Genomic DNA, 7566 nt, shown 5'->3' on the forward strand with positions numbered 1-7566 from the left:
TAATTAATTCGTTTTGATTTCACTTAAAACTTCTCGCATAGCTTTAGCTTTTAGCAAACATTCTTCATACTCCTTTTCAGGAATAGATTGTGAAGTGATGGCACTTCCAACCGAAAAAGAAACATATTTTTTTTCTTGATTGTATAAAATGCTACGGATAACCACATTAAAATCGAAATCCCCGTTAGGCTTAAAGTACCCCATTGCTCCACTATATAAACCCCGTTTTGTTTCTTCCAGTTGTTCAATGATTTTCATCACTGAAATCTTTGGCGCTCCAGTCATACTTCCCATTGGAAAAGTTGTTTTCAAAACATCAACAACTGAATATTGCGAATCTAATTTAGAAGTAACCGTTGATATCATCTGATGCACTTGTAAAAAAGAATAAATTTTGCACAACTCTTGTACTTCAACGGATCCTTTTTGTGCCGTTCGAGATAAATCATTGCGAACTAAATCCGTAATCATAATGTTTTCGGCTCGCTCTTTTAGGTCAAATGCCAATTGCATTTTTGATTGCTCATCTTGACTTGCATCCAAAAAACGTTTCGACGTTCCTTTTATCGGTTGCGAAATAATGAATTCTCCTTCTTTCCTTAAATAACGCTCCGGTGTCGCCGACAGTAAAAAATGTTTATTGTTTTTAAAAAAAACGGCAAATGGTGGCTGAGAAATTTCGTTAAGTTTTATAAATTTTTCGATTGGATTTATTACGGCATTTTCGGCAAAAAATTCCATACAAAAATTAGCTTCATAAATATTGCCTTGATGAATGTGTTCCAATACTTTTGAAACCTTCTCAATATAATTCTCCTTCAGAATTCGTTGCTGAATTTTTATTGCCGATTTCTGATTATTGAACACTAAACGCTGAACACTGATTTCTTCAAAATCTTCCTCCACTTCATCGTCACACATATTGAGATATTGAATTTCCAGCTGATTCCCTTTCAATAAAAACAGTTTCTTAGGTTGAAAGAAAAATAAATCCGCAAATTCCAATCCGTCATAATTCTGAGATTGTAATTGCTCGATATCATTTTTTAAATCATACGATAAATAACCAAAAAGCCAGTCTTTGGTATTTTGCTGGTATTGTTTTAAATCCTCAAAAGCATTGTGATAGTCTGTTTTTATTGAAGTAAAAGCGTCAACGGCAAGAACACAATCATAACTGGAATAATTTTGTGGATAATCATTGCTGTCCAAATAAATGATTTCTCGAAACTGTTCAGACCAAAATAAAAGTTGCTGTTTGAACAATTTTGGATCAGAAATAGACTTGTAAATTGAAGTTCTCAAAAAGTATTGGTGTTTAAAATTCAAAATTACAACAAAAAATAAACCTTCAATAACCGATTTTACTAAAATTAGCTTATTTTTTTTGTAAATTTGATAGTGCGTGATCAGTTTTAGATTTTTTAAATCATTAAATCATTCCCGTTATGGCTTCAAAAATTTTTATCAATTTAGCTGTTAAAGACCTAAAAAAATCAATTGATTTTTTTACTACACTTGGATTTTCTTTCAATCCAAAATTTACTGATGAACATGCCACTTGCATGATTATAGCAGAAAATATTTTTGCGATGCTAGTTACTGAGCAACGTTTTGAAGACTTTACCAAAAAAGAAATTTGCAACGCCCATAAAAATACCGAAGTATTAATTGCCATAGATGTTGACAATAGAGAAAAAGTAGATGAAATGGTCAAAAATGCAGTTGGTGCCGGTGGTACAATTTATATGGAGCCACAAGATCATGGGTGGATGTATGGACATAGTTTTGCCGATTTAGACGGACATCAATGGGAAATTATGTATATGGATGAAAATGCAATTTAACAATAATAGTTTTCAAATATGTAACCTCTATCACAATATACTATGAAAATTGCAATTATTATTATCCGAACTTTTATTGGACTTTTGCTACTTTATGCATCAATCAGCTTTTTTTTAAAACTAGCACCAGAGCCAGAAGTTACCGGAAATTTCAAAGCTTTTAATGTGGGTTTAGTTGCATCGACTTACATCTTGCCATTAGCCAAATCAATAGAATTATTATGCGGACTAGCATTTGTAACCGGTCGTTATGTTACCCTTGCCAGTATTTTAATTTTACCAATTACCATCAACATTTTATTTATTAATTTTTTCTTGTCTCCCGAGGGAATTCCAATTGCCCTTTTCTTGTTCTTGGGAAATATATTTTTGATTTTCAACCATTGGAACAATTATAAAAGTTTATTTGTGGCCAAAGACTAAATAAGCGCACCTCATAAAAAAAACAAAACCCGCTCAATTGAACGGGTTTGATTATTTTTAAAGGAATTTTATCCTCTAATTACACATGCAAAGCTCTATTATCAGTAGCAGCTAATGCCGCTTCTTTTATTGCTTCAGCAAATGTTGGATGTGCATGAGACATTCTCGAAATATCTTCAGCAGATGCTTTAAATTCCATTGCAGTAACCGCTTCAGCAATTAAATCCGCACAACGAGCACCAATCATGTGAACACCCAACACTTCATCAGTTTTTGCATCAGCAAGGATTTTTACAAATCCATCTAAATCCCCTCCTGCACGAGCACGACCTAAAGCTTTAAAAGGGAAACTTCCTGATTTGAATTCAACACCAGCCGCTTTCAATTGTTCCTCCGTTTGTCCTACAGCAGCCACTTCTGGCCAAGTGTAAACAACACCCGGAATCAAGTTATAATCAATATGTGGTTTTTGGCCCGCTAATATTTCAGCAACCATTGCTCCTTCTTCTTCTGCTTTGTGCGCTAACATTGCTCCACGAACTACATCTCCAATTGCATAAATATTTGGAATATTAGTTTGCAAATGATCATTTACTTCAACCATTCCTCTATCCGAGATTTTTACTCCAGCTTTTTCCGCATTTAAACCGTCAGTATATGGACGACGTCCCACAGAAACTAATGAATAATCACCTTCTAGCGTAATTGTTTCTCCTTTTGCATTTTCCGCTTGAATAACAACACCTTCACCATTTCTTTCTACTGATTTCACTTTGTGCGAAACGTAAAATTTCATTCCTTGTTTTTTTAATACTTTAGTCAATTCTTTAGACAATGAAGCATCCATTCCTGGAATGATTCTGTCTAAATATTCTACTACAGAAACTTGCGCTCCCAATCGTAAATACACTTGACCTAATTCGATTCCGATAACTCCACCACCAATAATTACCAAATGTTTTGGTACTTCTTTTAGTTTCAAAGCTTCGGTAGAGGTGATAATTCTTTCTTTATCGATTTTAATAAATGGTAAAGAAGATGGTTTTGAACCTGTAGCGATAATGATACTTTTACCTTCGATCGTTTCAGAAGTTCCGTCCGCTTTTGCAACAGCAACATGTGTAGCATCAACAAATGAACCCAACCCTTCAAAAACTGTTATTTTATTTTTGTCCATTAAAAATTTCACACCACCCGAAGTTTGATCTACAACAGCTTGTTTGCGCGCAATCATTTTTTCAAGGTTCACTTTTACTTCTCCGGAAATTTCAATTCCGTGCTCTGCAAAATGAGCAATTTCACTATAATGATGAGAAGAAGCAAGTAATGCTTTTGATGGAATACAACCTACATTGAGGCAAGTTCCTCCAAGAGTTGAATATTTTTCTATAATTGCTGTTTTGAAACCCAGTTGTGCACAACGAATTGCTGATACATATCCGCCTGGTCCAGAACCTATAATGACTACGTCAAATGAACTCATGGTATATTTTTTTTATTGTGTTTTTATAAAATGTTCCACAAAATTAAGGAATTAAGTTTTGTTTGAAGTTTAATTCAGAAGGTTTTTTGTAATGAATTTTCAGCACTTACCATTTGCTTATCCTTGAATACCGCTTTAAATTTACATTTATTTAAATAGCAACAATGGTCGTGTTTTTTACTTCATTAATCATGAAGGTACTGTGTGTACTTCCTATATGTTGTAACATAGTAAGTTTTGTAACCAAAAATTCGCGGTACGCTTCCATGTCTTTAACTACTATTTTCAGTATATAGTCGTAATCTCCGCTCACATGATGGCATTCAATAACTTCAGTGAGTTGTATCACTTCATTTTCGAATGTTGTAATAAACTCCTTGGTGTGTTGTATTAATTTGAGGTGACAAAAAACGACAAACCCTTTTCCTACTTTCGAACGATTAACTAACACTACATATTTATCAATAATTCCTTCTCTCTCTAATTTTTTAATGCGTTCGTAAACGGCAGTAACCGAAAGATTGAGTTTTAAAGAAAGTTCCTTGGTTGTTTTCTTACTATCTGTCTGTAATAAAAAAAGCAGTTTTTTGTCTGTAGCGTCTAATATCATTTTTTATTGAAGTTGAATTAAAATAAAATCTATATCCATACTATTTAAGAAGCTAATTTAGAAAATTAATTTACATTAATCTTATTTTATAGTTTTAAAATCCAATATTTACTAATATGATTGATTATTAATCTATAATGCTTTTATTTTGAAATAGATTTCTCGATATACCCGAGATTTCTAGCCCAGATAGCAGTGAAAATCCTTTTCTTTTTTCCTTAAAAAAAGAAAAGATTGAAACGAATAGCTGGAAATAGCTCCTAAATAAACGATTAAATATAAATTATGAAAAATTTCAATCCAGCAGATAACATTCAGGATTTACAGTACTTTGGTGAATTTGGTGGTGTAAATCCCTCTATTTCTGACTCCTCAACTTATACTTTTTTATCAGCAAAAACAATGTTTGATACTTTTGAAGGCAATATGGAAGGTTGCTATTTGTATTCTCGTCATTCCTCACCGAGCAATTTATACTTAGACAAAGCCTTAGCAGCAATGGAAGGAACAGAATCAGCTAATGTTTCGGCCTCGGGAATGGGAGCGATTACGCCTACTCTATTGCAATTGTGTGGAACGGGTGATCACATCGTTTCAAGCAGAACTATTTACGGTGGAACCTATGCTTTTTTAAAGAATTTCACTCCAAGATTAGGTATCAAAACTACATTTGTCGATATCACAAAACTTGATGTAGTGGAAGCCGCAATTACTCAAGAAACTAAAGTTTTATACTGCGAAACGGTGAGCAATCCTTTGCTAGAAGTGGCTGACATTGCCGGTTTAGCAAAAATAGCAAAAAGACACAATTTGAAGTTAGTGGTGGATAATACATTTTCACCATTATCCGTTTCCCCTGCCAAATTAGGGGCAGATATTGTCATTCACAGTTTAACAAAATACATTAACGGGAGCAGTGACACCGTGGGGGGTGTAACCTGTGGTTCACAAGAATTTATTGATAGTTTAAAAAACGTGAATAGTGGCGCCAGTATGTTACTGGGCCCAACAATGGATAGTTTGCGTTCGGCCAGTGTAATGAAAAACTTGCGTACGTTACATCTCAGAATGAAACAGCACAGCCATAATGCGCTATATCTAGCAGAACGTTTTGAAAAAGTAGGATTAAAAACGGTTTATCCGGGATTAAAAAGTCACCCTAGTCATAAATTGTATGCAACGATGATTGATCCAGAATATGGTTTTGGCGGCATGATGACATTGGATGTTGGAACTTTAGAAAAAGCCAATGCATTAATGGAATTGATGCAAGAAAAAAACTTGGGTTACCTTGCTGTAAGTTTAGGGTTTTACAAAACCTTATTCAGTGCACCGGGAACTTCAACTTCTAGTGAAATTCCAATGCAGGAACAAATTGAAATGGGACTGACGGACGGTTTAATTCGATTTTCTATAGGTTTAGATAATGACATTGAAAGAACATATCAAATGATGATGAAATGCATGATAAAATTGAAAATATTAACATAAAAATCAATTCTGAAAGAATAGGATACTTATTTTTTAATTTAAAAAAAGCAACAAAATATTTGAGTGCACTGAAAAATCTCTAATATTTTCATTAAAGTTTTTTTTTAGACAAACTAGATTCAACTAATTAATGCAACTTTTAGGGGGGAGATAAAGACATTTTTTCAAAAGAAAGGACTTTTAAAAGCCCTCTCTCTCGAATGGAATAAATGTTCTTTATTTGCTCCTGACCAAAGTTGTAAATAATGAGCCACTTAACCAGCGAACAAAGATACACAATCGGTGTATTATTAGACTTAAATTCAATTAATAAATGCAACATTTGGAAGTTCCGATGTGGTTAAATTTTTTCAGAAAAGAGAAAAGAAAATTAATTCTTTTCCTCTTTTGTTGCGTGGTAAATTTAGCCATACTTGCTCCTCGACCAAAAATTGCAAATCATGAGCCACTTTACAGGAAATTAGAATCAAATACCGTTGGCAAGCAATCGACAGCGAAAATAAAGCTATTGAGAAAGCCAAGAAAACCACGAAAAGGTTCGAATCCAAAGTACTTGCACACGGAGATACCATTAAACAACTACTAGCCTGAAGCCGTTATTTTCTGTATAAAAACAAATCTAAATGGTCAGAACTGCCGAGCACATCACGAAGACCAAAATTCAAATAAAAATGTGAGTAAAACCAAATGGACCGTGCCGCAATATTATTTGAATTATATCCCAATCTCGAAAAAGCATGTAATTTAGCGAAAGATTTGAGAAACATCTTTGAGAAAACAACCGATAAAATCATTGGACTTTCGATGTTAGCCAAATGGCATGAAAACGTAAATCAATCTGGGTTTAAGTCTTTCAATACAATCTCAAGATCTATAATGAATCATTATCAAACCATATTGAACTATTTTGATAACAAAAGCACAAATGCTTCGGCGGAATCTTTCAATGCTAAAATAAAAGCTTTTAGAGCGCAATTTAGAGGTGTTAGAAACGTTGCGTTTTTCATTTTTTAGACTAACTAATATTTATGCATAATTTTTATCGCTCTACACGTTTTGGACATGATCCTAAGAAGGAGCAAAATTACGATACTTTCAAAAATAAAAAAACTTCACTAGTCTTAAACTAATGAAGTCTTTTGTACTCAGAGCGGGACTTGAACCCGCACGAACATTGCTGTTCACTGGATTTTAAGTCCAGCGTGTCTACCAATTTCACCATCCGAGCATTTTGTGGTACCTCCAGGGATCGAACCAGGGACACATGGATTTTCAGTCCATTGCTCTACCATCTGAGCTAAGGTACCATTCTACTTTACTTATGAGGCGAAGTATGAATAAAAAACCCCGTTTCGTAAGAAACGGGGTTTTCAAAAGAAAGGCGACGACATACTCTCCCACATAACTGCAGTACCATCTGCGCAGGCGGGCTTAACTACTCTGTTCGGGAAGGGAAGAGGTGAGCCCCGCCGCAATAACCACCTTAAGAGGTTATAATTGCTTTGGGCAATTATTGTAATGTTGTTTACATCTTATAAACATCAATTACATAATATCTTAACATACTGAGATAAAGAAAATAAAAAGTGTTAGAAAGTTTCTTCCCCGGGTTACCCCGGGGAAAAGCGTACATAAGCTTACGGGTTATTAGTACTACTCGACTATGACATTACTGCCTTTACATCTATAGCCTATCAACGTGGTCATCTCCC

7 protein-coding genes, 2 tRNA genes and 1 rRNA gene are annotated in these 7566 nt (G+C 34.2%); 4 read left to right on the plus strand and 6 right to left on the minus strand.

What is annotated here, in order from left to right:
* Positions 1–3 precede the first annotated feature (3 nt).
* A complete protein-coding gene (locus BMZ76_RS12985; RefSeq protein ID WP_091207459.1) occupies positions 4–1305 on the minus strand; it encodes an anthranilate synthase component I family protein in 1302 nt (433 codons plus the stop codon).
* A gap of 143 nt (positions 1306–1448) precedes the next feature.
* Between BMZ76_RS12985 and BMZ76_RS12990 the strand changes: the two genes are divergently transcribed.
* Together BMZ76_RS12990 and BMZ76_RS12995 are read left to right on the plus strand one after the other, a co-directional pair.
* Positions 1449–1847: a VOC family protein gene (locus tag BMZ76_RS12990; protein ID WP_091207463.1), complete on the plus strand. Its 399-nt coding sequence runs from the start codon at positions 1449–1451 to the stop codon at positions 1845–1847.
* A gap of 42 nt (positions 1848–1889) precedes the next feature.
* Positions 1890–2270 carry a DoxX family membrane protein gene (locus BMZ76_RS12995; protein ID WP_091207466.1) on the plus strand — a complete coding sequence of 127 codons (381 nt, stop codon included), beginning with the start codon at positions 1890–1892 and terminating at the stop codon, positions 2268–2270.
* 79 nt (positions 2271–2349) lie between these two features.
* On the opposite strand, the gene lpdA is transcribed toward BMZ76_RS12995, so the two are convergent.
* Positions 2350–3753 carry a dihydrolipoyl dehydrogenase gene (gene lpdA / locus BMZ76_RS13000; protein ID WP_091207470.1) on the minus strand — a complete coding sequence of 468 codons (1404 nt, stop codon included), beginning with the start codon at positions 3751–3753 and terminating at the stop codon, positions 2350–2352.
* A 151-nt stretch (positions 3754–3904) separates the two neighbouring features.
* The gene (locus BMZ76_RS13005) at positions 3905–4363 is read right to left on the minus strand and encodes an Lrp/AsnC family transcriptional regulator (protein WP_091207474.1); all 459 of its coding nucleotides are present in this window, start codon (positions 4361–4363) and stop codon (positions 3905–3907) included.
* A gap of 285 nt (positions 4364–4648) precedes the next feature.
* Between BMZ76_RS13005 and BMZ76_RS13010 the strand changes: the two genes are divergently transcribed.
* Together BMZ76_RS13010 and BMZ76_RS13020 are read left to right on the plus strand one after the other, a co-directional pair.
* A complete protein-coding gene (locus BMZ76_RS13010; protein WP_091207478.1) occupies positions 4649–5854 on the plus strand; it encodes an aminotransferase class I/II-fold pyridoxal phosphate-dependent enzyme in 1206 nt (401 codons plus the stop codon).
* Positions 5855–6541: 687 nt separating this feature from the next.
* The gene (locus BMZ76_RS13020) at positions 6542–6868 is read left to right on the plus strand and encodes a transposase (protein ID WP_244281817.1); all 327 of its coding nucleotides are present in this window, start codon (positions 6542–6544) and stop codon (positions 6866–6868) included.
* A 128-nt stretch (positions 6869–6996) separates the two neighbouring features.
* Here the strand turns inward: BMZ76_RS13020 and BMZ76_RS13025 are convergent.
* The 3 genes from BMZ76_RS13025 to rrf all read right to left on the minus strand — a co-directional run bounded on the left by BMZ76_RS13025 (position 6997) and on the right by rrf (position 7340).
* Positions 6997–7082, minus strand: a tRNA-Leu gene (locus tag BMZ76_RS13025).
* Between the two features lie 6 nt (positions 7083–7088).
* Positions 7089–7161, minus strand: a tRNA-Phe gene (locus BMZ76_RS13030).
* Between the two features lie 69 nt (positions 7162–7230).
* Positions 7231–7340 (minus strand): 5S ribosomal RNA (gene rrf / locus BMZ76_RS13035).
* Between the last annotated feature and the right edge of the window lie 226 nt (positions 7341–7566).

Source organism: Flavobacterium xueshanense (assembly GCF_900112975.1).
Lineage (GTDB): Bacteria > Bacteroidota > Bacteroidia > Flavobacteriales > Flavobacteriaceae > Flavobacterium > Flavobacterium xueshanense.

Bases quoted from the DNA above. Each gene is read 5' to 3' on its own strand.
- BMZ76_RS12990 (WP_091207463.1), top strand. From the start codon at position 1,449: ATGGCTTCAAAAATTTTTATCAATTTAGCTGTTAAAGACCTAAAAAAA.
- BMZ76_RS12995 (WP_091207466.1), top strand. From the start codon at position 1,890: ATGAAAATTGCAATTATTATTATCCGAACTTTTATTGGACTTTTGCTA.
- lpdA (WP_091207470.1), bottom strand. From the start codon at position 3,753: ATGAGTTCATTTGACGTAGTCATTATAGGTTCTGGACCAGGCGGATAT.
- BMZ76_RS13005 (WP_091207474.1), bottom strand. From the start codon at position 4,363: ATGATATTAGACGCTACAGACAAAAAACTGCTTTTTTTATTACAGACA.
- BMZ76_RS13010 (WP_091207478.1), top strand. From the start codon at position 4,649: ATGAAAAATTTCAATCCAGCAGATAACATTCAGGATTTACAGTACTTT.
- BMZ76_RS13020 (WP_244281817.1), top strand. From the start codon at position 6,542: ATGGACCGTGCCGCAATATTATTTGAATTATATCCCAATCTCGAAAAA.